Source organism: Amycolatopsis sp. NPDC004169 (assembly GCF_040610315.1).
Classification (GTDB): domain Bacteria; phylum Actinomycetota; class Actinomycetes; order Mycobacteriales; family Pseudonocardiaceae; genus Amycolatopsis.
The window spans coordinates 30,571-57,476 of record NZ_JBEXMD010000001.1 but is presented as its reverse complement, the minus strand read 5'-3'; the positions used below and the strand labels follow the sequence as shown (position 1 = coordinate 57,476).

The 26,906-nt window shown below is 70.5% G+C and carries 25 protein-coding genes; 17 read left to right on the top strand and 8 right to left on the bottom strand.

Annotated elements, in window-relative coordinates:
- Positions 1-23: 23 nt before the first annotated feature.
- A complete protein-coding gene (locus tag ABZX11_RS00260) occupies positions 24-929 on the top strand; it encodes a haloalkane dehalogenase (protein ID WP_354908469.1) in 906 nt (301 codons plus the stop codon).
- Between the two features lie 501 nt (positions 930-1,430).
- Here ABZX11_RS00260 and ABZX11_RS00255 read toward each other — a convergent pair.
- On the bottom strand, positions 1,431-2,357 hold the full coding sequence (locus tag ABZX11_RS00255; protein WP_354908467.1) for an NADP-dependent oxidoreductase: 927 nt from the start codon (positions 2,355-2,357) through the stop codon (positions 1,431-1,433).
- Positions 2,358-2,453: 96 nt separating this feature from the next.
- On the opposite strand from ABZX11_RS00255, the gene ABZX11_RS00250 reads away from it, so the two are divergent.
- Positions 2,454-3,011 carry a helix-turn-helix domain-containing protein gene (locus tag ABZX11_RS00250; protein ID WP_354909176.1) on the top strand — a complete coding sequence of 186 codons (558 nt, stop codon included), beginning with the start codon at positions 2,454-2,456 and terminating at the stop codon, positions 3,009-3,011.
- Positions 3,012-3,023: 12 nt separating this feature from the next.
- Here ABZX11_RS00250 and ABZX11_RS00245 read toward each other — a convergent pair whose 3' ends face one another.
- Positions 3,024-4,319 (bottom strand): aspartate aminotransferase family protein, encoded by a 1,296-nt coding sequence (locus ABZX11_RS00245; RefSeq protein ID WP_354908465.1) that lies wholly within the window; start codon positions 4,317-4,319, stop codon positions 3,024-3,026.
- Positions 4,320-4,437: 118 nt separating this feature from the next.
- On the opposite strand from ABZX11_RS00245, the gene serS reads away from it, so the two are divergent.
- Entirely contained in the window at positions 4,438-5,700 is a 1,263-nt protein-coding gene (gene serS / locus ABZX11_RS00240; protein ID WP_176173683.1) for a serine--tRNA ligase, read from the top strand.
- 62 nt (positions 5,701-5,762) lie between these two features.
- Complete coding sequence (locus ABZX11_RS00235) at positions 5,763-6,764, top strand: DUF3558 family protein (protein ID WP_176173682.1); 1,002 nt, start codon at positions 5,763-5,765, stop codon at positions 6,762-6,764.
- On the opposite strand, the gene lhgO is transcribed toward ABZX11_RS00235, so the two are convergent.
- The 4 genes from lhgO to ABZX11_RS00215 are packed head-to-tail and all read right to left on the bottom strand — an operon-like array spanning position 6,761 to position 12,148.
- The gene (gene lhgO / locus ABZX11_RS00230; RefSeq protein WP_354908461.1) at positions 6,761-7,948 is read right to left on the bottom strand and encodes an L-2-hydroxyglutarate oxidase; all 1,188 of its coding nucleotides are present in this window, start codon (positions 7,946-7,948) and stop codon (positions 6,761-6,763) included. The two genes, ABZX11_RS00235 and lhgO, sit on opposite strands and share 4 nt — an antisense overlap.
- 11 nt (positions 7,949-7,959) lie before the next feature.
- Positions 7,960-8,196 carry a DUF397 domain-containing protein gene (locus ABZX11_RS00225; protein WP_176173680.1) on the bottom strand — a complete coding sequence of 79 codons (237 nt, stop codon included), beginning with the start codon at positions 8,194-8,196 and terminating at the stop codon, positions 7,960-7,962.
- Complete coding sequence (locus tag ABZX11_RS00220) at positions 8,156-9,034, bottom strand: Scr1 family TA system antitoxin-like transcriptional regulator (protein ID WP_354908457.1); 879 nt, start codon at positions 9,032-9,034, stop codon at positions 8,156-8,158. Before ABZX11_RS00220 ends, ABZX11_RS00225 begins: the two co-directional genes overlap by 41 nt.
- 9 nt (positions 9,035-9,043) lie before the next feature.
- The gene (locus tag ABZX11_RS00215; RefSeq protein WP_354908454.1) at positions 9,044-12,148 is read right to left on the bottom strand and encodes a BTAD domain-containing putative transcriptional regulator; all 3,105 of its coding nucleotides are present in this window, start codon (positions 12,146-12,148) and stop codon (positions 9,044-9,046) included.
- A 127-nt stretch (positions 12,149-12,275) separates the two neighbouring features.
- On the opposite strand from ABZX11_RS00215, the gene ABZX11_RS00210 reads away from it, so the two are divergent.
- From ABZX11_RS00210 to ABZX11_RS00180, 7 genes are all read left to right on the top strand, one after another.
- The gene (locus ABZX11_RS00210; protein ID WP_176173677.1) at positions 12,276-13,409 is read left to right on the top strand and encodes a DegT/DnrJ/EryC1/StrS family aminotransferase; all 1,134 of its coding nucleotides are present in this window, start codon (positions 12,276-12,278) and stop codon (positions 13,407-13,409) included.
- 23 nt (positions 13,410-13,432) lie between these two features.
- Positions 13,433-14,362, top strand: coding sequence for an NAD-dependent epimerase/dehydratase family protein (locus tag ABZX11_RS00205; RefSeq protein ID WP_354908452.1), 930 nt, complete (start codon positions 13,433-13,435; stop codon positions 14,360-14,362).
- 32 nt (positions 14,363-14,394) lie between these two features.
- Positions 14,395-15,591, top strand: a complete 1,197-nt coding sequence (locus ABZX11_RS00200; protein WP_354908449.1) for a glycosyltransferase family 4 protein — start codon at positions 14,395-14,397, stop codon at positions 15,589-15,591.
- The gene (locus tag ABZX11_RS00195) at positions 15,578-16,204 is read left to right on the top strand and encodes an acyltransferase (RefSeq protein WP_176173674.1); all 627 of its coding nucleotides are present in this window, start codon (positions 15,578-15,580) and stop codon (positions 16,202-16,204) included. The genes ABZX11_RS00200 and ABZX11_RS00195 overlap by 14 nt, the downstream gene beginning before the upstream one ends.
- A 268-nt stretch (positions 16,205-16,472) precedes the next feature.
- Positions 16,473-16,982, top strand: coding sequence for a SigE family RNA polymerase sigma factor (locus tag ABZX11_RS00190; protein WP_176173673.1), 510 nt, complete (start codon positions 16,473-16,475; stop codon positions 16,980-16,982).
- The gene (locus ABZX11_RS00185; protein WP_354908446.1) at positions 16,979-17,692 is read left to right on the top strand and encodes a hypothetical protein; all 714 of its coding nucleotides are present in this window, start codon (positions 16,979-16,981) and stop codon (positions 17,690-17,692) included. The genes ABZX11_RS00190 and ABZX11_RS00185 overlap by 4 nt, the downstream gene beginning before the upstream one ends.
- Positions 17,693-17,732: 40 nt before the next feature.
- A complete protein-coding gene (locus ABZX11_RS00180) occupies positions 17,733-19,118 on the top strand; it encodes a M20/M25/M40 family metallo-hydrolase (RefSeq protein WP_354908444.1) in 1,386 nt (461 codons plus the stop codon).
- A gap of 190 nt (positions 19,119-19,308) precedes the next feature.
- Here the strand turns inward: ABZX11_RS00180 and ABZX11_RS00175 are convergent, their stop codons facing one another.
- Entirely contained in the window at positions 19,309-20,265 is a 957-nt protein-coding gene (locus ABZX11_RS00175; protein WP_354908441.1) for a Gfo/Idh/MocA family oxidoreductase, read from the bottom strand.
- Complete coding sequence (locus ABZX11_RS00170) at positions 20,262-21,368, bottom strand: DegT/DnrJ/EryC1/StrS family aminotransferase (RefSeq protein WP_176173669.1); 1,107 nt, start codon at positions 21,366-21,368, stop codon at positions 20,262-20,264. Before ABZX11_RS00170 ends, ABZX11_RS00175 begins: the two co-directional genes overlap by 4 nt.
- 149 nt (positions 21,369-21,517) lie before the next feature.
- Here ABZX11_RS00170 and ABZX11_RS00165 point away from each other — a divergent pair, with 149 nt between their 5' ends.
- From ABZX11_RS00165 to ABZX11_RS00140, 6 genes are read left to right on the top strand one after another with little or no spacing between them, the layout of a single operon-like run.
- Positions 21,518-22,237, top strand: coding sequence for a UDP-N-acetylglucosamine acyltransferase (locus ABZX11_RS00165; protein WP_176173668.1), 720 nt, complete (start codon positions 21,518-21,520; stop codon positions 22,235-22,237).
- 10 nt (positions 22,238-22,247) lie between these two features.
- Positions 22,248-22,493 (top strand): acyl carrier protein, encoded by a 246-nt coding sequence (locus ABZX11_RS00160; protein ID WP_003096467.1) that lies wholly within the window; start codon positions 22,248-22,250, stop codon positions 22,491-22,493.
- Positions 22,486-23,214, top strand: coding sequence for a glucose 1-dehydrogenase (locus tag ABZX11_RS00155; protein ID WP_354908438.1), 729 nt, complete (start codon positions 22,486-22,488; stop codon positions 23,212-23,214). The genes ABZX11_RS00160 and ABZX11_RS00155 overlap by 8 nt, the downstream gene beginning before the upstream one ends.
- Complete coding sequence (locus ABZX11_RS00150) at positions 23,211-24,605, top strand: AMP-binding protein (RefSeq protein ID WP_354908436.1); 1,395 nt, start codon at positions 23,211-23,213, stop codon at positions 24,603-24,605. The genes ABZX11_RS00155 and ABZX11_RS00150 overlap by 4 nt, the downstream gene beginning before the upstream one ends.
- A complete protein-coding gene (locus ABZX11_RS00145) occupies positions 24,602-25,654 on the top strand; it encodes an acyl-protein synthetase (RefSeq protein WP_354908433.1) in 1,053 nt (350 codons plus the stop codon). The genes ABZX11_RS00150 and ABZX11_RS00145 overlap by 4 nt, the downstream gene beginning before the upstream one ends.
- Positions 25,651-26,895 (top strand): acyl-CoA reductase, encoded by a 1,245-nt coding sequence (locus ABZX11_RS00140; RefSeq protein WP_354908431.1) that lies wholly within the window; start codon positions 25,651-25,653, stop codon positions 26,893-26,895. Before ABZX11_RS00145 ends, ABZX11_RS00140 begins: the two co-directional genes overlap by 4 nt.
- Positions 26,896-26,906 lie beyond the last annotated feature (11 nt).

Genomic DNA, 26,906 nt, shown 5'->3' with positions numbered 1-26,906 from the left:
CGTTCGCCACTACCGTGGGGTCCGTGCGCCTGCTGAGGACACCGGACGACCGGTTCACGGACCTGCCCGACTTTTCGTACCAGCCCCGTTACGCGGAGCTGGCGGACCCCCACGGCGGCCGGATCAGAGTGGGCTACGTCGAGGCAGGCCCGGCCGACGGCCCGGTGGTGCTGTTGCTGCACGGCGAGCCGAGCTGGTCGTTCCTGTACCGCAGGATGCTCCCGGTCCTGGCGGCGGCGGGCCTGCGGGCGATCGCACCGGACCTGGTGGGTTTCGGCCGGTCGGACAAGCCGGCCGACATGGCGGACCACTCGTACGCCCGGCACGTGGAGTGGATGCGCGCGTTCGCGTTCGACGCACTGGACCTGCGCGAGGTGACGCTGGTCGGCCAGGACTGGGGCGGGTTGATCGGCTTGCGCCTGGTCGCTTCGCAGCCATCCCGGTTCGCGCGGGTGGTGGCTTCGAACACCGGCCTGCCAACGGGCGACCAGGACATGCCACCGGTGTGGCACGCGTTCCGTGAAGCGATCGAAAAGGCCCCGGTGCTCGACGTCGGCCGGTCGGTGCAGGCGGGGTGCCGCACATCGCTGTCATCGGAGGTCCGGGCGGCTTACGACGCACCGTTCCCGAACGAGATGTACAAGGCAGGGCCGAGGGCCATGCCGGGATTGGTGCCGTACCGGCCTGACAACCCGGCGTCGGAAGCCAACCGTGCTGCTTGGAAGACGTTGAGCGAGCTGGAATTGCCGTTTCTGGTGGCGTTTTCGGATGGTGATCCGATCACTGGCGGGATGGCTCCGGTGTTGCGGCGTTCGATGAGGGGAGCGCGGGGGTTGGAGCACCCGGTGATCGGGGACGCGGGGCATTTTCTGCAGGAGGACAAGGGCGAGGAACTGGCGGAGCACGTGGTGAGGTTCGTGCGCGGGTGAGACATCCGGACCGGCGGCCAAACGAACGTCGAAAACCGCCGGCCGGTAACGCGAGGCAACCAAACACCTCACCAGACCTCCCCCGCCCCTCATCCCTGCTATCCCTTCAGCCGACGGGCGGGTTTGTCAAGGCACGCTTTCCCGCCTTGACAAACCCGTCCGGCGGCTGAAAATCCGAACGGAGGGGCGGGGGAGGTCGGATCCGCTGCCGTGCCGCGGCAGAGCTCAGCCGCGGTAGCGACGAGAAGCTGCGCACGAAGTCTGCCGTGGCTTTAAAGATCGTCCTCGCCGGACAGGCAGGCTCCGGGATGACCACCACTACCGCTCTCGGCCGCCGGTTCTGGAGTTGGGTCGCTGGGTGGTCATCCCGTCGCCTGATTGAGGCCTATCACTTTGAGCCGGGCCCGCAAGCTTTGTTCTGGCTCCCCACTTCGCGTTGTTGGTTGCGGGCCCGGCTCAAAGTGATTTTTGCGGCCTCAGGCGACGGGATGACCACCCAGCTCACATTTCTATGACGAGCTTTCCCTTTACGTGGCGCTTTGCCTGTAGCTCGGCTGCTGTTCGGATTTGCTCCATTGGGAATGTTGCCGCTATTGGTACGTGGATTTTGCCCTCCGCTACCAGCTTTGCGATCTCGCTCGAAGTGTTGGCCGGGGCGTTTGCTCCGTTGGCTCCCGGGATTCCTTCCACCCTGGCCGCTATCGTGCAGATTCTGGTGTCCGGGACGCCTAGTTTGCGGGCGGTCTCTGCCGTTTCCGTTCCGTGCAAGTCGATGGCTGCGGTGATTTCCTCGGATTCGAGGGCTTGGGTCAGGCCGTCGCCGTAGGTCACTGCCTCCGCGCCCAGTTCTCTCAAGAACTCCGCCGATGTTGCCGAGCCCGTTCCCAATACGCGGGCTCCGGCCCTTCGGGCCAGCTGGACCGCGAACACTCCTACGCCGCCTGCTGCGCCGCCGATCAGCACCGTGTCCTTTGGGCCTGGGTTGATCACTGCCAGGGCTGCCGCTGCCGTGCGGCCGGCGATCGACAAGGTTGCTGCCGTTCGGTCGTCCACTCCGGTTGGCGTGTGGTGGGCTTCGTCCGCCACCGACTCTCCGGTCAAGTCGACCACCACGAAGTCCGCTACCGCTCGGGACAGTGCGCTTCCGAACACCCGGTCGCCCGGCTGGAAGTCCGTTACCCCTGCTCCTACCTGGTCGACCACGCCCGCGTAGTCGGTTCCGAAGCCTGCTGGGAGGGTCAAGCCGAACCTCGACGCCGTTTCCGCGTCGGCCGTCATGATCCAGTCCATCGGGTTCAGGCCCGCCGCCGTGACCCGGACCCTGAGCTGGCCCGGGCCCGCCTGTGGGGCCGGGACCTCCTGGACTTCGAGCATCTCCGGGCCGCCGAACTTCTCGAGGCGGACCGCCCTGCTTCTGTCTTCCCGCATGAGTCTCCTCCGGGCACTACGAAACGGACTATGCTCCGTTTCTACGGTCCACCGTACACCAGAACCGGAGCGTGATCCGTTTTGACTGACGTGCCGATGCGCGCGGATGCGAGCCGCAACCGTGAGCAGCTGCTCGCGGTGGCGACCCGGATGTTCGCCTCGGGGGGTGCCGAGCCGCCGATGCGGGCCATCGCCCGGGAGGCCGGCGTGGGTATCGCCACGCTCTACCGGCACTTCCCGACCCGGGAATCGCTGGTCGACGCCGTCTACCGGGACCAGGTCGGGCGGCTGACCGCCGGGGCTCGGGAGCTGCTCGGACGGCTGGCGCCTGCCGCGGCCATGCGGGGCTGGATGGACCTGTTCGGGGACTGGATCGCCACCAAGAACGGCATGCTCGACACGCTGCTCGCGATGATCGAGTCCGGCGAGATCGCGCATGCGCAGACGCGGGACGAGCTGCTGTCGGCCATCACCGCGATTCTCGACGCCGGGCGCGCCGCCGGTGATCTTCGCGGCGATGTCGGCGCCGAAGACGTCGCCGCCTCCCTCATCGGCATCTTCACCGTGGCACCGCGGCCCGCGCACGCGGACAAGGCCGGGCGGTTGCTGGACCTCCTGATGGACGGGCTCAAGGCCGGCACCCGGCCGGCCTGAGCCCGCGCGCGGCTACCCGGCCAGCGCCTCGTGCGTGGCCGCCAGGGCGTCCACCAGGATGTCCACGCCCTCCTGGGCCTCGTCCGCCGTCAACGTCATCGGGGGGCCGAGGCGCAGGACGTTGCCGTGCAGGCCGCCCTTGCCGATCAGCAGCCCGCGCTTCTTCGTCTCCTCCAGCATGCGGGCCGCGGCCGGGACGTTCGGCTCCGTCGTGCCCGGCTTGATCAGCTCCACGCCGATCATCAGGCCCTTGCCGCGCACTTCCGCCACCAGCGGCGAGTCAGCCGCCCGCAGGCCCGCCAGCAGCTGTGCTCCCCGGGCCGCGCAGTTGGCCTGGAGGTCGTGGTCCTTGATGTAGTCCAGGACCGCCGTCGCTCCGGCCATCGAGACCGGGTTGCCGCCGAACGTCGAGAACGACTGGGCCTGGAAGCAGTCCAGGACGTCTCCGCGGGCCACCACGCCGCCCACCGCGAGGCCGTTTCCGAGGCCCTTCGCGAACGTCATCATGTCCGGCGTCACGCCGTGGGCCTCGATGCCCCAGAAGTGCTCGCCCGTCCGGCCCCAGCCGGTCTGGACCTCGTCCGAGATGAACAGCACCCCGTAGGCGTCGAGCACCTCTTTCATGGCCCGGAACAGGCCGTCCGGGGGCAGGCTGAAGCCGCCGACGCCCTGGATCGGCTCGGCGATCAAGCAGGCCACGTCGCCCGCCGTCGCCGTGTCCAGGACGTCCACCAGGTCCGCCACGCACGCGTCGATGTACGCCGCGTCCGGCAGGTCGCGGAACGGGCTCCGGTAGCGGTACCCGCCGTGGACGTAGTTGACCTTCACCGGGCTCAATGAGGACGCAGACCAGCCCCGGTTGCCGGTGATCGCCACCGTGCCGAACGAGCGGCCGTGGTAGCTGTTGCGCATCGCCAGCACCTGGTTGCTGCGGCGGTACTGCGTCGCCAGCATCAGCGCCGTGTCGTTGGCCTCGCTGCCCGAGTTCGTGAAGAACACCTTGGCGTCCGGGATGTTCGACAGCTTGGCGATCCGCTCGGCCAGCTCGACCTGGGAGCGGATCAGGTACAGCGTCGAGGTGTGGAGGATGCCCGTGTCGAGCTGCTTGCGGACCGCGTCGCCGATCTCGGCGACGTCGTAGCCCATCGAGTTGGTCAGCACCCCGGCGAAGAAGTCCAGGTAGGTGCGGCCCTGGGAATCGGTCATCCGGCGGTCGTGCGCGTGCACGATCTCGATCGGCTCCTCGTAGAGCAGCGACATCCACGACGGCATGACTGCGCGGTGCCGGGCGAGCAGCTCATCGGTCATCGAACGCCTCCTCGGGGTCTCAAGCGAGTATGAGGAGGCCGTGAACAGCGCTTCAACGATCAGACTGTCGGGATAACCCAGTAGGGACGCACAGTCTGTACGGACTACCCTCTGACCCGTGATTGACCCCAGGACTCTGCGCGATGACCCGGAAGCCGTGCGCGCGTCGCAGCGCGCCCGTGGCGAAGACGAGGGAGTGGTCGACAAGCTGCTCTCCCTCGACTCCCGGCGCCGGTCTTCGATCGCGGCCGCCGACAAGCTGCGCAACGAGCAGAAGCTACTGGGCAAGCAGATCCCGAAGGCGCCGCCGGAGGAGAAGCAGCAGCTGCTGGCCACGGCCAAGGAGCTCGCCGCCCAGGTCAAGGCGGCCGAGGCGGAGCAGAACACCGCGTCGGAGGAGTTCGACACGCTGTTCCGCACCCTCCCGAACCTCGTCCACCCGAGCGCGCCCGTCGGCGGCGAGGACGACTACACCGTCCTCAAGCACGTCGGCGAGCCGACGAAGCTGGACTTCGCGCCGAAGGACCACCTCGAGCTGCTCGAAGGGCTCGGCGGCGTCGACATGGAACGTGGCGCGAAGGTGTCGGGCTCGCGGTTCTACTTCCTCACGGGCGTCGGCGCGCAGCTGCAGCTCGGCCTGCTCAACATGGCCATCGCGCAGGCGCTCGAGAACGGCTTCACACCGATGATCACGCCGTCGCTGGTGCGCCCGGAGATCATGGCCGGCACCGGCTTCCTCGGCCAGCACTCGAGCGAGATCTACCACCTCGAAGACGACGACCTCTACCTCGTCGGCACGTCGGAGGTGCCGCTCGCCGGCTTCCACGCCGACGAGATCCTCGACCTGACCGACGGCCCGAACCGCTACGCGGGCTGGTCGTCCTGCTACCGGCGCGAGGCGGGCTCGTACGGCAAGGACACCCGCGGCATCATCCGCGTCCACCAGTTCGACAAGGTGGAGATGTTCGTCTACGCGAAGCCGGAGGACGCCGAGGCGGAGCACGAGCGGCTGCTCGGCTGGGAAGAGCAGATGCTCGCCAAGATCGAGGTGCCCTACCGGGTGATCGACACCGCGACCGGCGACCTCGGCACGTCCGCGCACCGCAAGTTCGACTGCGAGGCGTGGATCCCGACCCAGGAGACCTACCGCGAGCTGACCTCGACGTCCAACTGCACGACGTTCCAGGCCCGCCGCCTGTCCGTCCGCTACCGCGACGAGAACGGCAAGCCGCAGATCGCCGCGACGCTCAACGGCACACTGGCCACCACCCGGTGGATCGTCGCGATCGTCGAGAACCACCAGCAGGAGGACGGCTCGGTCCGCGTGCCGGAGGCGCTGCGGCCGTTCGTCGGCGGCAAGGAAGTCCTCACGCCTCGCTGAATCGGGCGGATCCGCGGTGCTGCTCCGTTCGTCCCAGTAGTGTCCGGGCCGAAGGAGGATCCATGCGGATGAAGTGGCAGGTCGCGGCGGCGCTGGCGGCCGTGACCGTGGTGACCGGCTGCACGGTGACCGTCGGCGGCTCGGCGTCGCCGGTGCCCGGCCAGGGCCCGGTCGTCACGGCCGTCGACGCCTGCACCCTGCTCGACGAGGCCCAGGTCGACGGCCTCGGGTACCGGACGCCGGGTCGTTCGGTGAAGGAGAACAAGGAGCGGCTGCAGCCGCCCATGTGCCTCTGGAACTCCAAGGACGACGTCGAGCCGTCGGCCATCCTCACCGTCGGCGTCGCTTCGGACATGGACTTCAACGAGTACATCGCCGGCGCCGTCAAGAAGTCCGAGCCGCAGCGGATCGGCGGGCTCAGCTGGACGCAGTACGCCTCGATCCTGCCCGACGACTGCTCGCTCTACACCCTGCTCGGCGCCAAGTCGTTCGCCTTCGTCGGCGTCTCGGCCGGCAAGCTCGACCGGTCGTGTGAGCTGGTGAAGCAGGCGGTGCCGCAGGTCGCGGCCCACCTGCCCGGCGGGCAGGACGCCCCGCCGGTGACGCCGTCGACGTCGGCGAAGCCGGAGCCGGGCGGCCCGCTGCTGTCCGCCGACCCGTGCGCGATGCTGAAGCCCGACCAGGTGGCCCAGCTGAAGGACATCTCGCCCAACGGCGAGAAGGACACCTCCTCCACGGTGCCGAACGCGTCCTACTGCCTCTGGGACGACACCGACGGCGACGGCGGCCAGAAGGCGTTCGAGGTCTGGTTCGGCCCGAGCACGCCGGTCGGGGAGTGGCCGGGCGCGAAGGGGGTCGCCCCGACCGAGACCGTCGACGTCGGCGGCAAGAAGTGGGGCATCTTCCCGAACATGGGCGGCCTGCGGGTGACCTGCGGCGCGACCCTGGCGATCACCGAGACGTCGTCGGTCCAGGTGGTCAGCGGGTTCATCGGCGACGACGCGAAGACCTGCGACCTGGTGAAGCAGGGCCTGCCGCTGGTGACCGCGAACCTGCCGGGCTAGTCCTTCGCCACCTGGTCGGCGATGTGGCGCGCGATCTCCAGCGCGCTCGTCGCGGCCGGCGACGGCGCGTTCAGGACGTGCACCTGGTCGCGCGCGGTCTCGATGAGGAAGTCGTCGACGAGCGAGCCGTCGCGGCGCATCGCCTGGGCGCGCACGCCGGAGCCGTGCCGCACGATGTCGTCCTCGGTGACGGCCGGCACGAGCCGCGCGAGGCTGGCGGCGAAGCGCTTCTTCGAGAACGAGCGGCGGACCTCGTCGAGCCCGGTCGGGAACGCGTACTTCTTCGCGAGCCGCCAGGCGCCGGGGAAGGCCATAACCTCGGCGACGTCCTTCGGGGAGAAGTCGCGCCAGCGGTAGCCCTCGCGGCGCAGCGCGAGCACGGCGTTCGGGCCGGCGTGGACGCTGCCGTCGAGCATGCGCGTGAGGTGCACGCCGAGGAACGGCAGCGTCGGGTCCGGCACCGGATAGATCAGGCCCTTGACCAGGTGCCGCCGCTCCGGCTTGAGCTCGTAGTACTCCCCGCGGAAGGGCACGATCTTCGCCGACGGCGTCAGCCCGGCCAGCCGCGCGACGCGGTCGGAGTGCAGGCCGGCGCAGTTCACCAGCGCGTCGGCCTGCACGACGCCGTCGCCGGTCGCGACCTCGACCCCGCCGTTGCCGCCGGCCCGGATGGCCAGCGCGGGCGAGCTCAGCCGCAGGTCGACACCGGCCTCGTCGAGCAGCCGGACGAGCGCGTGGCAGACGGCGGGGAAGTCGATGATCCCGGTCGATTCGACCCGCAGCGCGGCAACGCAGGCGACCTCGGGCTCGTACTCGCGCGCTTCGGCGGGCGAGATCTGCTTGGCCGGGACACCGTTGGCCTCGGCGCGTTCGGCGAGCGTGTTGAGCGCGGGGATCTCTTTTTCGTCGGTGGCGACGACGAGCTTCCCGCACACCTCGACGGGAACGCCGTACTGCCGCGCGAAGTCCACGATGGACCGGTTCCCGGCCACGGACATCCGCGCTTTGAACGAGCCGGGCTTGTAGTACAGCCCGGCGTGCACGACGTTCGAGTTGTGCCCGGTCTGGTGGGCCGCCCAGCGGGATTCCTTTTCCAGGACGGTGACGTCCAGCCCCCGCCTGGTCAGCTCCCAGGCCACAGCCAGACCGACGATCCCGCCCCCGACGACTACCACGTTACGCACGGTGAATCAGGCTACGCGAGTCTCACCAGGTGGTTAAGGAAGGCCCGCCAGGCCGCGGCGGGATGCTGCTGGACGGGCAGGGCCGGGTCCTTCGAGTCCCGGACCAGCACCTCGGCCCGGTCGAGCGCTGTCTCGACGCAGGCGCCCTCTTGCTCGCTGTAGGTGCTTTTCCGCCAGCTTGCTTCCAGGCAGGCGCCTTCCTGGCCGCTATAGGTGCTTTTCCGCCAGGCCCCGACCCTCAGCACCATCGATCTCCTCCGCCAGCCGGGCGATGAAGCTCGAGGATTCCGCCGGGCCCATCGCGACCGCGTGGATGCCCTTGATCGCCGCGCGGTACTTCCGGACATCGTAGTCGTCGGGCACGAAGGCTCCGGAGCTCAAATGCTCGAAATACAAGACCGCGCTCTTGTCGACCAGCGAGTACAGGATGAATCGGCCGGCCAGTCCGGGGTGCCATCCACAATGCGCCGGAACCACCCGGATCGAGATGGTGCGGAAGGCGCCGATCTCCGTGAGGAAGCGCAGTTGCTCCGCCATGGTCGCCGGGCTGCCGATGCGGTCGCGAAGCGCAGCTTCGCCGATGAGCGCCTCGAAAGGAGTCGGCTCGCGCCCCACGATGAGGCGGCGGCGTTCCATCCGCAGCCGCACCCGCTGCTCGATGTCGTATTCGGAGGAACCGTTGCTGAAGAGCGCACGTGCGTAGGCGGGAGTCTGGAGCAAGCCCGGAATGCCCAGCGGCGACCACTCCACGATCGACTCCGCCGCCTTCTCGCACTCGATCACCGCCGCGAGCTGCTGCGGAATCCCCGGCGTGCCGTACGTGAGCCAGCCCGGCTCCGCAGTGCCCTTCGCCAGCGTCAGGATCTGCTCCTTCCGCTCACCGATCACCCCCAGCGCACCGAGGATCGCGGTCACGTCTTCCAGCCTCGGCGTGCGCAGGCCGAGCTCCCAGGCGCTCAGCTGCTGCGGGCTGATCCCCAGCCGCCGGGCCAGCTCGCGTAGTCCGAAACGGGCGTCCTTGCGCACCGTGCGGATCGAAGCCGCCAGCGTCCGGGTTCTCGGGGTGACGATGTCCGTCCTCGGCATGGCCGCAATCTAGGTGTCCCCACCTGCGGGACGCCCGTCCCCGATCGAGTGCTCCAGCGCCTTCTGCGCACTCATCCCCAGCCCCGTCCGGTACGCCTGCTCGAACTCGCCCACCCCCAGCGACGCCACCAGCCGCCCCCGGACCGCCGTCACGTCCGGGTCTCCGGTGATCGCCGTCCCCCGGACCGCTGCGGCCGCTCCCAGCAGCACCGCCGCCTGTGAAGACTCCGCCGCTCCCGCCAACCCCTCCAGTGCGAACGCCACCACGTCGCTCGCGTTCCACTTGCGCCCGATCAGCAACGCCGAGCGGTGCAACGCCGCCGCCGACGACCGGTCGCCCTCCGCCAATGCCAGCCAGCCCAGGGAAATCATCGCCGTCGCGCGGAGGGACTCCGCCGCGAACGAGCCTCCCGCGCACTCCGCCAGGGCTCGTTCGCACAGCTCACGGGCCGCCGCCAGGTCGCCGGCGAAGCGGGACAGGTTCGCCAGCCCGACGTACGCCGCCGCGCGGGATTCCGGCATTCCCGATCTGCGGGCCGTGGCCGCCGCCAGCTCGTAGTCCGCCCGGGCGCGGGCCGGGTCGCCCGACAGCAGGTGGGCCCACGCCCTGCGGCAGATCAGGTCCGCCACGTCGTCGGTCGCGCCGATCTCGTGCATCAGGCCCAGCGCCTCGTCCATCAGCGGCAACGCGGCCGCGTGCTCGCCCCGCCAGGTCAGCAGCTGGGACAGGTGGTCCAGCGCCATCGACAGGCCCCACCGCTCGCCCAGCGCGCGGAACTGCGCCGCACCCTCGCGCAACCCCTCCTCGGCCCCCGCCAGATCGCCCGACATCATCGCCCGCAGGCCCGTGCCCATCGGCAGCAGCGCCCAGCCCCACGCGTCGCCGGCCGCGAGCAGGCCGCGGCCGAGCAGCTCGGCGTCGTCGCCCGGCGGGCCGGCCACCACGCCCAGCAGCATCACCAGCATCGGGTTGCGGGGCGTCCAGTCCTCCGAGGTCGCGAACCGGCGGACCAGCGGCAAGTACTGCTCCAGCGTTTCGTGCGGGGGCCCGGCCAGCGCGCCGAGCACGCACACCAGGAACTCCTCGACGTACTCCTCGCGCAGCTCCGGCGAGCACCGCGACACCACGGCCAGCGACAGCCCGGCGCCCTCGAACCGCCGTCCGCGCATCCACCAGTACATCGCCAGCAGCGGGACCAGCCGCAGCGCCGGCACGACGTCGTGCTCGGTCGACCAGCGCAGCGCCGCCAGGATGTTGTCGTAGTCGGCGTCGATCCGCGCCAGCCACTCCAGCTGCTCCGCTGTCCGCAGCTTCGGGTCCGCTTCCGCGGCGAACCGCAGGAAGTACTCGGCGTGCGCGCGGTGGAGCGTCTCCGCTTCGCCCGCCTCCGCCAGCTTCTCGCCGCCGAACGCGCGGATCGTCTCCAGCATCCGGAAGCGGCCGCCGACCGCCTCGACCAGCGACTTGTCCGCCAGCTCGGGCAGCAGGTCGACGTCGGCGCCGCACACCTCGGCGGCCGCCGAGGCCGTGGCGCCGCCCGAGAACACCGAGAGTCTCCTGGCCAGCGAGCGTTCCTCGTCGGTCAGCAGGTCCCAGCTCCACTCGACGACCCCGCGCAGCGAGCGGTGCCGCGCTTCGGCCGTCCGGCTGCCGCGGGCCAGCAGCCGGAACCGGTCGTCGAGGCGGGTCGCGATCTCGCCGAGCTCCAGGGTGCGGACGCGGGCCGCGGCCAGCTCCAGCGCCAGCGGCAGGCCGTCGAGGGCCGCGCAGACGTGCTGGACGTCGCCGACCGTCGACTCGTCGAGCGCGAACGCGGGATCGCTCGCCGCCGCGCGGTCGGCGAACAGCCGGACGGCCGCGAACTCCAGCGCGTGCGCGGCCGGCGTCCCGGGCGGCGGGACGGCCAGCCGCGGCACCGGCGCCAGCTGCTCGCCGGTGATGCCGAGCGGCTCGCGGCTCGTCGCCAGCACGCGCAACCCCGGGCACGCGGCGAGCAGGCGCGCGGCCAGCCGGGCCGCCTCCTCGACGACGTGCTCGCAGTTGTCCAGCACCAGCAGGACCGGCCGGTCGCGCAGGGCCGAGACCAGCCGCTCGACCGGGTCCTGCGGGCCGCCGCGCGCGCTCTCGCGCAGGCCGAGCGCGGCCAGCACCGCGCCCGCGACGTCACCGCCGCCGTGCGGGGCGAGCGCGACGAACGCCACCGGACCGGCCTGGCCCGCGGCGACCTCCACCGCCAGCCGGGTCTTGCCGGTGCCGCCCGGGCCGGTCAGCGTCACGAGCCGGGCGCGGTCCAGCAGCTCCGCAACCTGCCGCAGCTCGGCTTCGCGGCCGACGAAGCTGCTCAGCTGCGCGGGCAAGGCCGGGAGCACCGGCTTCTCGGTTTCGCCGCGGAGCACCGCAAGGTGCGCCTCCGCGAGTTCGGGACCGGGGTCGGCGCCCAGCTCGTCGGCCAGCGTGCGGCGGGCATCCTCGAACGCGGCGAGCGCGTCGGCGGAGCGGCCCGCGGCGGCCAGCGCCCGCACCAGCTGCGCGCGCGGCCGTTCCCGCAGTGGCTGCGCGGCGACGGTCTCGCGCAGGCCGGCGAGGACGTCTTCGGCCTGCCCGAGGGCCAGCCGGGCCTCGACGTGGTCGTCCACGGCCTCCGCGCGCAGCTCGTCGAGCCGGGTGACCTGCGTGGCGGCGAACGGCGCGTCCGCCAGGTCGGTGAACGCGGCCCCGCGCCACAGCGCCAGCGCCTCGCCGAGCACCTCCGCCGCCCGCGCGTGCTCCCCGTTCTTCAGCAGCGCGCGGCCTTCGCGGGTGAGCCGTTCGAAACGGTGAACGTCCACTTCGTCCGGTGCGACGGCCAGCCGGTACCCGGCCGCGGTGAACTCGACCGGCGCGAGCTCCTTCAGCGCCGTCCGCAGCCGCGACACCTGCGACTGGAGGGCGTTCGCGGCGCCCTCCGGCGGGTATTCGCCGTACATGCCGTCGATCAGCCGCTCCGCCGGGACGAACCGGCCGGCCTCGAGCGCGAGCAGCGCCAGCAGCGTCCGCGACCGCGGGCCGCCCACCGCCACCTGCGTGCCGTCCGTGCGCCACGCGGCGACGGCCCCCAGCACCCCGAATCGCATGGACCCCAGCCTAAGACGTCCCCGACCTGCGGCGGGCGTCACTCCAAACGGGAGTTCGGCGTGGTCCTGTGAATCACCTGAGCGTGCGTCTATACACTTCGCCGGGTCCCCACGCAATGGGAGAGGTATGTCGTCAGACAGCATCGCCCTCGGTCAGCCGACCGTAGGTGAAGAGGAGCTAGCCGCCGTAGCCGAAGTCTTCCGATCCGGGTGGCTGGCGGGCGCCGGACCGGCGTGCCGCCGGTTCGAGGAACGGTTCGCCCAGGTCACCGGCACGGCGCACGCGTTGACGACGGCGAACTGCGGTTCGGCTCTCTTCCTCGGCCTCGAAGTCCTCGGTGTGCAGCCGGGCGACGAGGTGATCGTCGGTGACTACACGTTCCCGGCGACCGGCCACGCCGTCGTGCAGGCGGGCGCCAAGCCGGTGTTCGCCGACATCCGCCCGGACGTCTTCAGCGCGGACCCGGCGCACGTCGAAGCGCTGGTCACGCCGAAGACGGTCGGCATCCTCGCGGTCGACGTCGCCGGCCAGCCCGGTGACTTCGACGAGTACCGCGCGATCGCCGACAAGCACGGCCTCTGGCTCTTCGAGGACGCCGCCTGCGCCGCGGGGGCGACGTACAAGACGCGCCCGGCCGGCAGCCTCGCCGACCTGGCCGCGTTCTCCTTCCACGGCCGCAAGGGCATCACCGCCGGCGAAGGCGGCGCGCTGGTCTCCGACCGCGAAGACCTCATCGCCCGCGCCCGCAAGCTGCACACCTACGGCATCGAGCCGGCGATCAGCCGCGAAGGTTCGGAAACGCTGCCCATCCCGGAGTTCCACGAGCTCGGCTACAACTTCCGCCTGTCGGACGTCCAGGCCGCGATCATGAACGTCCAGCTCGACCGGCTGCCGGACCTCCTCGCCACCCGCCGCTCGGTCGCGAAGCGCTACCACGAGGCTTTCGCCGACGTCGACGCGCTGACCGTCCCGGTCGAACTGCCGGACCGCGAGCACCCGTGGCAGGCCTACCTGCTCACGGTCGCGCCCGAGGTCAGCCGCGACACCCTGGCGCTGCGCATCCGCTCGCAGGGCGTCCAGTGCAACTTCGGCACCTACGCCTCGCACCTGCAGCCGATCTACGGGCCTCAGGCCCCGCTGCCCGTCTCGGCCGACGCGTTCGCGCGTCAGCTCGCCATCCCGATGCACGCCAACCTCACCGACGCCGAAGTCACCCGCGTCGCCGAGGTCGTGCGCGAAGCCGTGCAGTCCCTGTCCTGAAGCCGCCTACCGAGGAGAAATTGGTGTCCGACAAGAAGGTGCTCTTCACCGGGGGCGGTGGCTTCATCGCCGCGCACGTCATCCCGCTGCTGCTCGAGGGCGGCTACACGGTCCGGATCTTCGACAACATGACCCGCGGCGACCGCGCCCGGGTCAACGAGTTCGTCGCCACCGGCAAGGTCGAGCTGGTCGAGAAGGACGTCCGGTACGGCGGCGCGGTGCGCGAGGCCATGCGCGGCTGCACGCACGTCATCCACTTCGCGACGGTCTCGATCAACAAGTCGATCGCCGACCCGCACGAGTCGATCGACATCAACATGATCGGCAACCACAACGTCTTCGCCGCGGCCGCCGACGAGGGCGTCGAGCGGCTGGTGTTCGCCTCGACCGCTTCGGTCTACGGCGACCCGAAGCGGCTGCCGATGCACGAGGACGACGAGCTCAAGCCGCTCACGCCGTACTGCATCTCGAAGCGCGCCGGCGAGGACCTGCTCGGCTTCTACGAGCGGCAGAAGGGCCTCTCGTGGAACGCGCTGCGGTTCTTCAACGTGTACGGCCCCGGCCAGAAGATCGAGGCCTACTACACCTCGGTGATCAACCACTTCATCCAGCGCCTGCGCAACGGCCAGCCGCCGATCATCGACGGCCGCGGCGACCAGTCGATGGACTTCGTGCACGTCACCGACCTCGCGCACGCCGTCGTCGCGGCGCTGGAGTCGGAGAAGGCGAACGTGCCGATCAACATCGGCACCGGCATCGACACGTCGATCGCGGCGCTGGCCAAGATCCTCATCGAGGCCGTCGGCGTCGACGTCGAGCCGCTGTTCAACGACCGTGACGTGCTGGTCTCGCGGCGCGCGGCCGACATCAGCCGGGCGCGGGACGTGCTGGGCTGGGAGCCGCGGATCACCGTCGAAGACGGCATGCGGGATCTGGTCAAGGAAACCGAATGAACACCACCGCGGGGCCTGCCCAAGGACGTGCGATGCGCATCGCGGTGGTGAACAATTTCTTTCCGCCGCGCGTCGGCGGGAGCGCGCACATGGCGGCGTCGCTGGCGGGTCAGTTCGTCGAGGCCGGGCACGAGGTCCTCGCGATCACGGCCGAGTACGCCGACGCCCCGGCCGAGGAGGAGCGCGACGGCTACCGCGTCGTGCGGCTGCCGGCGGTGAAGATGCCGCAGATCGGCCTGTCGATCGACTTCGACATGAGCTTCGCGTCGCTGCGGCCGGGCAACTGGCGGCGGCTGTGGAAGCTGCTGGACGAGTTCAAGCCGGACGCGATCCACTTGCACGGCCAGTTCTTCGACCTGTCGTGGCTGGCCGGCATCTGGGCGCGCCGGCACGGCGTCCCGACGCTGCTGACCATCCACACGCTCCTGATCAGCGACAACAAGCTCTACGGCGGCGTGTTCCGGCTGCTCGACGCGGTGCTCGTGCGGCCGATCCTGGCGTACCTGAAGCCGAAGTACGTGATCCTCGACAAGCTGGGCGTCGACTACTGCGTCGACCGGTACGGCACCAGCGACGCGAACTCGGAGTACTTCCCGATCGCCGTCGACACCGGGCACTTCGCGAAGCCGGTGACGAAGGACGTCCGCGCGGAGCACGAAATCGGGGACGCACCGCTGATCGTCTCGCTCGGGCACGTCATCCCGCTGCGCAACCGGCTGCCGCTGATCGAGGCCCTGCCGTCCATTTTGGACAAGCACCCCGGGGTGCGGGTGGTGGTCGTCGGCCGCGTGTACCACGACGCATTCCTCAAGCGGGCGGCGGAACTGGGCGTTTCGGAGGCGCTGATCGTCACGGGCGCGGTGCCGAAGGAGGACGTCCCGGCGTACTTCGCGGCGGCGGACATCGTGACGCACGACCTCAACGGCGGCTGCGGCACGGCGTCCCTGGAGGCGATGCTCTCCGGGACGGCGACGATCGCTTCGGTGACCGAGGACAACTACCCGGGCATCGAGCTGCGCAACGGCGAGAATGTGCTGCTGGTGCGCCCGGACGACTCGGAAGCGGTGGCCCGCACGGTGATCGAGCTGCTCGACGACCCGGAGCGCCGGGCGTTGATCGCGCAGCGGGAGAGCGAGCTGGTGCGGTCGAACTTCGGCCTCGACGTCGTCGCCGAGGAGCACCTCAGGACCTTCGAGAAGCTGGTGTCGGAAGCCGATGTTCTTCGATGACGAGCGCAGCCACCGGCTGCGCCCGCAGATCCTGACCGAGCTGGTCTCGCAGTACATGAACGACGCCGAGCGCGCGCAGTTCTACGGGCTGCCCCCGACGTGTCGCGTCCGCGAGCGTGTGAAGATCATCAGCCCCGAGAACCTGAAGATGGGCGACCACTGCTGGATCGGCGAGGGCGCGGCCCTCGACGCGAGCGGCGGCCTGGAGATCGGCGAGCACACGAGCATCGGCTTGAACACGCTGATCTTCACGCACTCGAGCTGGCTGGCGAACATGACGCTGCAGAACCATTCGGGCAGCGACCTGATCGAGCGCAAGCCGGTGAAGATCGGCAAGGGCTGCTTCATCGGCGGCCTGGTGGTGATCATGGCGGGCGTGACGATCGGCGACTTCGCGACGGTCCAGCCGAACTCGGTGGTGGCGAAGGACGTCCCGCCGCGCACGCTGGTGGCGGGGAACCCGGCCCGGGTGTTCCAGCGCTACGACGAGGAGTACATCCAGTCCGAAGTGGACCGGGTGCGCGCGGAGAACGCCCGGCGGCGGGAGATCGCGGAGGAACGCGGCGGCGACGCGTCCGGGTGGGGCGCGCCCTCGGGTGACTTCTCGGAGTGAGCCGTTCGACGGCGGCGGCTTTGGATGACGGCGGCACCGGCGCCGGGCGCCGGCGCCGCCGTCGTGAAACCGCCCGGACCTCCCGGCGGTGAAGCCCTCCGCACGGAACCGCACGTCCCGCGCGCAGCACATAATCTAGTCCTCCGTGACCGAGCGCGAGATATCGGTTACACAACGTTTCAGGCGTGCCCGGTAACCTCGGGAAAGATCGTGAAGCAACCTTTCGCGGGCCCGCCCGTCGCTGGTTGAGGACGGAGCGAGGTGACGCATGGCGCGGGGCGACGAGGAGTTCGCGGAGTTCGTCCGCGCGTCGTCGGCCCGGCTCACGCACGCCGCGTTCCTGCTCACCGGTGACCGCCACCAGGCGGAAGACGCCGCCCAGACCGCCTTCACGCGCACCTACGCCGCCTGGTCGCGGGTGCGGCACAAGGATGCCTACGGCTACGCCCGGACCGTCTTGGTCAACCACGTCATCGACGGCTGGCGGCGGCCGTTCCGCGAATACGCCACCGAGACTGTGCCCGAGCGGCCGGACCGCCTCGACGTCGGCAAGGCCGTCACCCAGCGCGAGTGGCTCACCGCCATGCTCAAGACGCTCACCGACCGCGAACGTGCCGTCGTCGTGCTGCGGCACTTCTTCGACCTGCCGGAAGCCGAGGTGGCCCGTGAGCTCGGTGTTTCCCTGGGTACCGTGAAGAGCACGAACTCGCGGGCGCTGGCCAAGCTGCGGGTCGGGGCCGATCCGGAGGACACGCTGATCGGGGGGAGCGGGCGGTGAACGAGCTCGACGACTTCCGCGCCGCCCTCCGGCAGCCGCCCGAGGAGCCCTTCGCCGAACCCGACCTGGCCGTGATCATGGCAGGCGGGCGGCGCATCCGGCGCCGCCGCCGTCTGCTGACCGGCACTGCCGGGGTGGCCGCCGCGGCCGCCGTCGTGCTGGTCGTGGTGTTCGCCATCCAGCTGCGGCAGCCCGCGCCCGCGCCGGTCGCGCAGCCACCGGCCCCGGCCACGTCGGCGGCACCGGCGCCAACCACACCACAGCCCGTGGAGCAGCCGATCGGCGACGTCGTCGGCACCGGGATCCGGACCCCGGACGGCGAGATCGTCCTGTACGCCCGGGCCGTCGACGCGCCGGAGCTGCCGGGCATCCGCTTCGGCCTGGTGGCGGGCTTCCGGTCCGGGACGTCGCTGCAGTCGGTGCTGGCGACGAACGAGTTCCGCGGCTCGGACCGCTCGTTCGGCTTCCACGCCACCGACGGCGGCGAGGTGATCCGCAACCAGGTCATCCCGGTCTTCGGCTACTTCGCCGGCCCGGCGGAGAGGGTCACGACCACGGTGCACGGCCGGACCGTCGAGGCGAAACTGGCCAGGTGGTCGGCGGACCCGGGCGTGGTGTTCTTCTGGTTCAACCCCGACGAGGTCCCGAACTCGGCCGTCCTGACCCCCCTGATCGCTTACGACGCCGACGGCAAGCGGCTCACCAAGTAGGCGGTACCCGCTCACCCGGTGCGGGCGTAAGACGTGGATCGTGACCTCTCGACGCGCGTTCCTCACCGCATCGGCCGCGCTCGGCCTGGTGGCCGCGGCTCCGGCCGGCGCCGCCGAACTCGGCGACCGCGGGCCCGGTGGCCCGGTCCGCCCGCAGCGGCCCGACGCGGAACTGAAGGCCCTGCTCCGCCAGGTCGACGAACGGCGGATCGAAGCGACCGTCCGGCGGCTGGCCGCGTTCGGCACCCGGCACACGCTGTCGGCGCAGGACGACCCGGCTCGCGGCATCGGCGCCGCCCGCGACTGGCTCCTCGCGCAGTTCCAGCAGGTCGCGGCGGCTTCCGGGGGACGGCTGAGCGTCGCGCTGCAGTCGTACGTCCAGCCGCCCGCCGACCGGATCCCGGTGCCGACGACGATCACCAACGTCGTCGCGACGCTGCACGGCTCCACCGATCCCGGGCGCGTGTACGTCGTCTCGGGGCACTACGACTCGCGCCGCACCGACGTCATGGACTTCACCGGCGCCGCACCGGGCGCCGACGACGACGCTTCGGGTGTCGCGCTCGCCCTGGAGCTGGCCAGGGTGCTCTCGACGCGGCAACCGGCCGCGACGATCGTCTTCGCCGCCGTCGCGGGCGAAGAACAGGGCCTGTACGGCTCGCGGTTCATGGCGCAGCAGTTCAAGGCGGCCGGCACCGACGTCCAGGCGATGTTCACCGACGACATCGTCGGCTCCAGCCGCGCCGACGACGGCACGCGCGATCCCTTCACGATCCGCCTCTTCGCCGAGGGGGTCCCGACGGCGGAAACCCCGGCCGAGGCGAACCTGCGCCGCAGCATCGGCGGCGAGAACGACTCCCCGCCGCGGCAGCTGGCCCGGTTCGTGAAGTCGGTGGCGGAGAACGACGCGACCGGCATGACGGTCCGGGTGATCTACCGCCGTGACCGCTACCTGCGCGGCGGCGACCACATCGGCTTCCTGGAGCAGGGCTACCCGGCGGCGCGGTTCACCGAGCCGAACGAGGACTTCGCCCACCAGCACCAGGACGTCCGCGTAGAAAACGGCGTCCAGTACGGCGACCTGCCGGAGTTCTGCGACTTCCCGTTCATCGCCCGGGTGGCGCGGGTCAACGGCGCCGCGCTGTGGTCGCTCGCCACCGCACCGGGCACGCCGAAGGGCGTGAAGATCCGCACGGCGGCGCTGACGAACGACTCCGAGCTGGTCTGGACCGCCACCCCGGGTGCGACGAGCTACGAGGTCGTCTGGCGCGAGACGACGGCCCCGGACTGGACGCACGCGATCGACGTCGGCCCGGCGCTGACGGCGAAGATCGACCTGTCCAAGGACAACGTCTTCTTCGGCGTCCGCGCGGTGGGCCCCGGTGGCCACCGGAGCCCGGCCGCGTTCCCGGTGCCGGCGAGCTAGACGAGTAGTGCGTGACTCGGTCGGTGGTCGGGTGATGCCCCCTCACATGACCACCCCGCGGCCCACCTCCAGAAGGTGAGGCGACAGCGGGAGCCGGGGTCATCCCAGAGCCTGCCCGTCCGGCGAGGACGCTTTTGTCTTTGAAGCCGCGGCAGACCCGGCAGCTGCGGGTCTGCCGCGGCAGAGCGGTCTAGGCCGCGGCCTGGGTCAGTACCTGCTCGACGACGTGGTGCGACGGCAGGATCAGGTCGCGCTCGGTGTCGGCGTCGATCTTGCCTTCCAGCAGGTCGCAGAACCGGTCGAGCTGGGTGGCCAGCGGCTCGCGGGCCGTGACGAGCTCCGGGATCTCGATGACCGTCTGCTGCCGGTAGCCGAGGCCGTCCGGGGTGACGGAGTCGTGGGAGACGTGCCGGTAGATCGTGACGTCCCGGCGCAGCAGGTCGATCTCGATCAGGCGGTCCAGCTCCGACACCACCAGTGACCGGACCTTCCGCTGGCCCAGCCGCGAAGCCGACACCGTGGCCAGGCCGGTCGGGAACGACAGGACCGTCTCGATCGTGTCCTCCGCGCCCTCCGCCGACGACGGGTGGAAGTAGCCCGCGCCGGACGTCACGCGGGCCGGGGTCGCGCCGCCGAAGAACTGGATCGCCAGGTCGACGTCGTGCACCAGGAGGTCCCACGCCACGCCGGTCTTGATGCGCGGGGCGTACGGGCCGTGACGGCGCGCCATCAGGTGCACCGGCTCGTTCACCAGCGCCCGCGCGGTCATCACCGCCGGGTTGTAGCGCTCCAGCAGGCCGCACATCAGCGGGATGTCGTTCTTCGCCGACAGCGAGACGATCTCCTGCGACTTCTCGAAGCTGTTGCAGACCGGCTTCTCGACCAGCATCGGCTTGCCCTGGCGGAAGATCTCCTGCGCCAGGTCGTAGTGCACCTCGGTGGCCGAGGCGAGCACCACGGCGTCCACATCGGACAGTTCGCCGATCTCCGGTGTCCACCGCGTTTCGTACCGGTCGGCGACGAGCTTGCCCGCTTCCTCGCGCGGATCGATCACGCGGACCAGGTCGACGCGCTCGTTGGCGGCGAGCACGCGGGCGTGGAGGGAACCCATGTTCCCGGTACCGACAAGAGCGATCCGATGCGTCATGCGCCCAGTACCTCGCGAACGGTTTCGATGATGGTGTCCAGGTCGGACTCGGTCAGGTGCGGGTGCACCGGCAGCGAAAGCGCCTGCTCGGCGACCGACTTCGCGACCGGGAAGTCCTCGACGCGCGCGCCCGGGATCAGGTCGTGACCCGCGTAGCAGTCGTAGTCGAAGACGATCTTGGGGTAGTAGATGCCGTTGCCGATGCCGCGCTCGGTGAGCGCCGCGGCCAGCTCGTCGCGCGAGAGGAACGCGTGCGGGCCGACCAGCACGGTGTACTGGTGCCAGACGTGCTCGCGGCCCGGCAGCACCTGCGGGACGTCGAGGCCCGGCGTGCCGGCCAGGCCCTCCGAGAGGCGCTTCGCGTTCGCCTGGCGGGCCGCGGTCAGCTGGTCGAGCTTCGCCAGCTGCGGGATGCCGACGGCCGCGTGCAGGTCGGTCATCCGGTAGTTGTGCCCGGCGACCTCGTACTGGTAGCGGGCGCGCATGCCCTGGTTGCGCAGCACGCGCAGCTTGTCGGCCAGCGCGTCGTCGTCCGTGGTGATGACCCCGCCCTCGGCGGTGGTGATGTTCTTCGTCGCGTACAGCGAGAAGCAGCCGATGCCGAACGAGCCGGCCGGCTTGCCCTCGAAGGACGCCCCGACGGCCTGCGCCGAGTCCTCGATCACCTGCAGCCCGCGCTCGGCGGCCAGCGGGGCGAGCTTGCCCATGTCCGCGGTCTGGCCGTAGAGGTGCACCGGCATGAGGACCTTCGTGCGGTCCGTCACGGCCTTGGCCACGGCGTCGGGGTCGATCGCGAAGTCGTCGCGCCGGATGTCGGCGAACCGGACGGTCGCGCCGGCCTCGAGGATCGCGTTCAGCGTCGCCACGAAGGTGAACGGCGAGGTGATGACCTCGTCACCCGGCTGCAGGTCCAGCACCTGGAGGGCGGCGACCAGCGCGGTGGTCCCGTTGTTGACCGCGATCGCGTGCTTCGTCCCGGAGACCGCCGCGAAGGCGTCCTCGAAGCGCTTGACCATCGGTCCCTGTGCGATGGCGCCGGAGCGCAGCACCTCGACGACGAGGTCCTCCGCGTCGCGGACGTCGACCACAGTGATGGGGATCATGGGCAGTCTCTCTCGGCAGGCGATTTCGGTGCGTCCGGTACAGTGAGCCGCCGGTTCTGCGCCCGGCCGCCCTGCAGCAACGCGGGCCACACGTTACCGGGCGCGGCAGCGCGCCCAGTACCCAGCCGCCGACGAACGGACGACCACCCGTGGCCAACCGCATCCACCCGACCGCCGTCATCGGCGAAGGTGTCGAACTCGGCGAGGACAACGTCATCGGGCCGTTCGCGGTGATCGCCGGACCGACCCGGATCGGGGACGGCAACTGGATCGGCCCGCACGTGACGATCGGCACGCCGGGCGAGGACCGCGGCCGTCCCCACCCCGCCGCCTGGGAAGACGCGCCTACCGGTGACCCGGATCACGACGGCCACGGCGTCGTCATCGGCAGCCGCAACCGGATCCGCGAGTACGTGAGTGTCCACCAAGGGACCTGGCGGACGACGACCGTCGGCAGCGACGGCTACTACCTCCGCAACTCCCACATCGCGCACGACTGCCTGGTCGGCGACGGCGTGACGATCGCCTCGAACGCCGTCACCGGTGGCCACTGCCACATCTGGGACGGCGCGAACCTCGGCATGGGCGCGATCCTGCACCAGAAGGTCGTGATCGGCCCCGGCGCGATGATCGGGATGGGCTCGGCGGTGCGCCGCGAGATCGGCGCGTTCACCATCGCCGTCGGCAACCCGGCCCGCGTCACCGGCGTCAACGTGGTGGGCCTGTCCCGCCGCGGTCTCGACGAGGAGACGATCGAGGCCCTCGGGCCGTGGCTGAAGGGCAAGGAAGGTCTCCCGGACGTCACGCTGCCCGGCGACCTCTCTACCTTGGTAAAGGCGTGGGACGCTCGCCCGCGCGAAGAGCACTAGGAGCTATCTGATGTCGGAAGTCGCCCCCAAGCTGCGCGAGGTCTTCGTCGAGGCGCTGGACCTCGACGGCGGTGTGGACGTCGAAAACCTGAAGTACCGCGACATCGAGGCGTGGGACTCGGTCGGCCACATGGCGCTGGTCGCGGCCATCGAGGACGAGTTCGACGTCGAGTTCGACACCGACCAGGTCATCGACATGTCGAGCTTCAAGGTCGCCGTGGACATGGTGACCGAGCTGCAGTCGAAGAATGACTGATCTTTCCGGTCGCGTCGCGCTCGTCACCGGCGGGACGCGGGGGATCGGCCTGGCCACCGCTCGCGCGCTCGTCGAGGCGGGCGCGACCGTGGTGCTCACCGGCCGCGACGAGGCTCGCGCCAAGGAGGCCGCCGCCTCCGTGGGTGCTTCCGGGCTGGCGCTGGACGTCGCCGACGCGAAAGCGGTGTCTTCGCTGGTCAGGGGGGTCGCCAAGGAGCACGGCAAGCTCGACGTCGTGGTCGCGAACGCCGGGATCATGGAGGACGCGCTCCTCGGGATGATCAAGGAAGACCTCGTCGACACGACGCTGAGCACGAACGTCGCCGGCACGCTGCACACCGTCCAGGCCGCGGCCCGGGCGATGATGCGCAAGAAGTCCGGCTCGATCGTCGTGCTCGCCTCGATCGTCGGCGAGTACGGAAGCGCTGGTCAGACCGTGTACGCGGCCTCGAAGGCGGCGGTGGCGAACATCGCGAAGTCGGCGGCGAAGGAGCTCGGCCGGTCCGGCATCCGCGTCAACGCGGTCGCCCCCGGCGTGATCGAGACCGATCTCACGGCGGGCCTGAGCGAAGACGCGAAGGCGGAAAACGCCGGCAAGACGCCACTCGGGCGCCTCGGCCGGCCGGAAGAAGTGGCGAACGCGATCCGGTTCCTGGTGAGCGACGAAGCGTCGTTCATCACCGGCCAGGTGCTGGGGATCGACGGAGGCTTGGTGCTGTGACGCTGTTGGGTGCGGGAGCCCGGCTGGTCGATGTGGCCGGGGGCCGCACGCTGGCGGGCGCGGAACTGTCGGCCGAGGTCGGCCGCGCGGTGGAGGAGCTGGCGGCGCTGCCCACCGGCGTCGTCTTCGCGCGGATGTCGGTCGACCTCGACAGCGTGCTGACCTACCTGGGCGCGTTCGAGTCCGGGCGGGCGATCGCGCTGATCGACCCGGCGCTGGACGCCGACGTGCTGGCCGGGCTGGTTTCGCGGTTCCGCCCGGCGGCCGTGCTGGCGGCTTCGGGTGCCGCACCCGAGGGGTACACCACGCAGGGCACCGACTGGATCCGCTCGTCCACGGACGGCGTTCAGCCGCACCCCGACCTCGCCGTGCTGCTGCCGACCAGCGGCTCGACCGGCAACCCGAAGCTCGTGCGGCTCTCGCGGCAGGCGATCCTGGCCAACGCCGACGCCATCGCGCAGGTGCTGCGCATCGACGCCGACGAGGTCGCGCCCACCTGCCTGCCCCTGCACTACAGCTACGGCCTCTCGGTGCTGAACTCGCACCTGGTGCGAGACGCGACCATCGTCATCGAGCCGTCCGGCGTGCTCGGCCGCGGCTTCTGGGACGCGGTGAACACCTACGGCGTCACGTCCCTTTCGGGCGTCCCGTACCACTACGAAATGCTGCGGCGGCTCAAGTTCGACCCCGCGAAGTACCCGACGCTGCGCACGCTGACGCAGGCCGGCGGGAAGCTGCGCGACGAGCTGGTCGCCGAGTTCAACGAGAAGATGCTGGCCGTCGGCGGCCGGATGTACGTCATGTACGGCCAGACCGAGGCCGCGCCGCGGATGACGACGGTGCCCGCCGAAAAGCTGGCCGAAAAGCTCGGTTCCGCGGGGCCGGCGCTGCCCGGCGGGAAGTTCTCGGTGCGCCGGGACGACGGCTCGGAGACCACGCACCCGAAGATCGTCGGTGAGGTCGTCTACCGTGGGCCCAACGTGATGATGGGCTACGCGGACGACGAGTCCGGGCTGGCCAAGGGCGACGAATACGGTGGCGTGCTGGCCACCGGTGACCTCGGGTACCTCGACGAAGAGGGCTACCTGTTCATCACCGGACGGCTCAAGCGCATCGGCAAGGTCTTCGGCAACCGCGTCAGCCTCGACGACCTCGAGCAGGCGGTGCGCACCGCGGCGGTGGGGATCGACGTGGTGGCCGCGGTGGCGGCAGGCGACAAGGTCGTGCTGTTCGCCGAAGGGGCGGACAAGGAGATCTGCAAGGACGCGTCGCGGGCGCTGGCCGAGCGGCTGCACCTGCACGCCAGCGGGTTCGACGTCCGCCCGATCGACACCGTGCCGCTGCTGGCCAGCGGCAAGATCGACTACCGGACCTTGGAGGGGCGGGTATGAGTGTGTTCACGCGGTCGCAGGCCGACCGGGAAGCGTTGCTGCTGCCCGAGCTGGCTGCGCTCACCGCCCACCACCGGGCGAATTCCGAAGGCTACGACCGGATCCTGTCCTCCCTGGGCGTCGAGCCCGGCGCGGCTTTCGGCTCGATCGCCGACCTGCCGTGGCTGCCGGTGCGGATGTTCAAGACGCACGACCTGAAGTCGGTGCCGGACAGCGAGGTGTTCAAGACGCTGACGTCGTCGGGCACCACCGGTGCCGGCGCGTCCCGCATCTACCTGGACAAGGAGGCGGCGGGCGCGCAGACCAAGCAGCTGGGCGCCACGCTGCAGGAGGTCCTCGGCGGCGAGCGGCTGCCGATGCTGATGGTCGACACGATCGGCATCATCAAGAACCGCCGCTCGTTCTCCGCGCGGGGCGCTGGTGTGCTGGGCATGGCGAACTTCGGCCGCAAGCACACGTACGTGCTCGACGAGAACGACCAGCCCGACGTCGAGGCGGTCAAGAAGTTCCTGGCCGAGTACGGCGACAAGCCCTTCCTGATCTTCGGCTTCACGTTCATGGTCTGGCTGTACCTGTACGAAGTCGCGCGGGACCACGGGCTGGACCTGTCGAACGGGATCCTGATCCACAGCGGTGGCTGGAAGAAGCTGATCGACCGCGCGGTGGACAACACCGAGTTCCGCCGCCGGTTCAAGGAAGACACCGGGCTCACCCGGATCCACAACTACTACGGGATGATCGAGCAGATCGGCACGGTGTTCCTCGAGGGCCCGTCCGGAAACTCGCTGTACTGCCCGGACTTCGCCGACGTCGTCATCCGCAACCCGGAGACGTGGGAAGAGCAGCCGGTCGGGGAGCCGGGCATGATCGAGGTCGTCTCGACGCTGCCGCGGTCGTACCCGGGGCACGTGCTGCTGACCGAAGACCTCGGCGTCTACAACGGCATCGACGACGGCGACTGGCCGGGCAAGCACTTCTCGGTGCTCGGCCGGCTGCCGAAGGCGGAGGCCCGCGGGTGCTCCGACACGTTCTCGGGAGCGGCGGCGTGACTTCTCTGACCCAGCGTTTCCCCTCGTCGGACGCGGTTTCCGTCGGCGATTTGGTCGATCAGCTGCGCGCGGCACCGCCGGGCGGACGGCTGCGCGTCGGCGACCCGCGGGTTGTCGAGTTCATCACGAAGTTCGCGCGCAAGCTGCTGGCCCCGGCCACCGCGCGCCGGTTCCCGGAGCTGGCGTCCCTCGGGTTCTTCCTGCGCAAGGGCGAGATCGCCAAGGCACTGTCCACCCTGGACACTTCGGGGAACGCGCTGCGGTTCCCGCGCGGGCTGGTGTTCCACGTGCCGCCGGCGAACGTCGACACGATCTTCGTCTACTCGTGGGCGCTGTCCGCGCTGGCGGGCAACCACAACGTCGTGCGGGTCTCCTCGCGCTCGGCCGGGGCCGCCGAAGCGGTGCTGGAAGCGCTGAACGCTGCTCTGTCCGAAGTGGACGCTTCGGTGGCGGAGGCCATTACCGCGACCCAGCGCATGGTCACCTACGACCGCAGTGACGAGGTCAGCGGCGCCCTGTCGCTGGCCGCCGACCTGCGCGTCATCTGGGGCGGCGACGGCTCGGTCGCGGCCCTGCGGAAGTACCCGCTGGCCCCGCATGCGCGTGACCTGACGTTCCCGGACCGCTCGTCCTTCGCCGTCGCCTCGGTGGCGGGCTGGCAGCGGGCGTCCGCCGAAGAGCGGCGCGCGGCCGCCGAGGGCTTCTACAACGACTCGTACTGGTTCGACCAGGCCGCCTGCTCCTCGCCGCGCGCGGTGTTCTGGGTCGGCGACGAGGCTGGGGCCGTGGCGGCCGGGAGCGAGTTCCGCGCGTTGCTGGCGGCCGTGCTTTCGGCGAAGGAGCACGTCACCGAGCCGGCGATGGCGGTCCAGAAGCGCGTCTCGGCGTACGGCGCGGCGGTCGACGGGCTGGTCAAGGAGATCGAGTTCCAGGGCAACGGCCTGGCCACGCTGGAGCTGGCCGACCCGGCGGTGCTGCCGCGCGAGTGGCTCGGCGCCGGCACGTTCGCGAACGCGCGGGTTTCGTCGCTGTCCGACCTGGTGCCGATCGTCCTCCGGAAGGACCAGACGGTCAGCCAGTTCGGCTTCACCGCCGAGGAGCTGACGGCGTTCGCGCACGAGCTCGCGGGCCGCGGCGTCGACCGGATCGTGCCGTTCGGCTCCGCCCTGACCTTCTCCGCGGTGTGGGACGGTTACGATCTGCTCTCCGAGTTCAGCCGCCTGGTCACGGTCCAGGCCTGAGGAGAGCCGTC

Excerpts from the sequence above, each read along its gene's own strand:
- ABZX11_RS00255 (WP_354908467.1), bottom strand. The coding sequence starts at position 2,357 with ATGCGGGAAGACAGAAGCAGGGCGGTCCGCCTCGAGAAGTTCGGCGGC.
- ABZX11_RS00250 (WP_354909176.1), top strand. The coding sequence starts at position 2,454 with ATGCGCGCGGATGCGAGCCGCAACCGTGAGCAGCTGCTCGCGGTGGCG.
- ABZX11_RS00245 (WP_354908465.1), bottom strand. The coding sequence starts at position 4,319 with ATGACCGATGAGCTGCTCGCCCGGCACCGCGCAGTCATGCCGTCGTGG.
- ABZX11_RS00235 (WP_176173682.1), top strand. The coding sequence starts at position 5,763 with ATGCGGATGAAGTGGCAGGTCGCGGCGGCGCTGGCGGCCGTGACCGTG.
- ABZX11_RS00225 (WP_176173680.1), bottom strand. The coding sequence starts at position 8,196 with ATGGTGCTGAGGGTCGGGGCCTGGCGGAAAAGCACCTATAGCGGCCAG.
- ABZX11_RS00220 (WP_354908457.1), bottom strand. The coding sequence starts at position 9,034 with ATGCCGAGGACGGACATCGTCACCCCGAGAACCCGGACGCTGGCGGCT.
- ABZX11_RS00215 (WP_354908454.1), bottom strand. The coding sequence starts at position 12,148 with ATGCGATTCGGGGTGCTGGGGGCCGTCGCCGCGTGGCGCACGGACGGC.
- ABZX11_RS00210 (WP_176173677.1), top strand. The coding sequence starts at position 12,276 with ATGTCGTCAGACAGCATCGCCCTCGGTCAGCCGACCGTAGGTGAAGAG.
- ABZX11_RS00200 (WP_354908449.1), top strand. The coding sequence starts at position 14,395 with ATGCGCATCGCGGTGGTGAACAATTTCTTTCCGCCGCGCGTCGGCGGG.
- ABZX11_RS00195 (WP_176173674.1), top strand. The coding sequence starts at position 15,578 with ATGTTCTTCGATGACGAGCGCAGCCACCGGCTGCGCCCGCAGATCCTG.
- ABZX11_RS00190 (WP_176173673.1), top strand. The coding sequence starts at position 16,473 with ATGGCGCGGGGCGACGAGGAGTTCGCGGAGTTCGTCCGCGCGTCGTCG.
- ABZX11_RS00175 (WP_354908441.1), bottom strand. The coding sequence starts at position 20,265 with ATGACGCATCGGATCGCTCTTGTCGGTACCGGGAACATGGGTTCCCTC.
- ABZX11_RS00170 (WP_176173669.1), bottom strand. The coding sequence starts at position 21,368 with ATGATCCCCATCACTGTGGTCGACGTCCGCGACGCGGAGGACCTCGTC.
- ABZX11_RS00160 (WP_003096467.1), top strand. The coding sequence starts at position 22,248 with ATGTCGGAAGTCGCCCCCAAGCTGCGCGAGGTCTTCGTCGAGGCGCTG.
- ABZX11_RS00155 (WP_354908438.1), top strand. The coding sequence starts at position 22,486 with ATGACTGATCTTTCCGGTCGCGTCGCGCTCGTCACCGGCGGGACGCGG.
- ABZX11_RS00145 (WP_354908433.1), top strand. The coding sequence starts at position 24,602 with ATGAGTGTGTTCACGCGGTCGCAGGCCGACCGGGAAGCGTTGCTGCTG.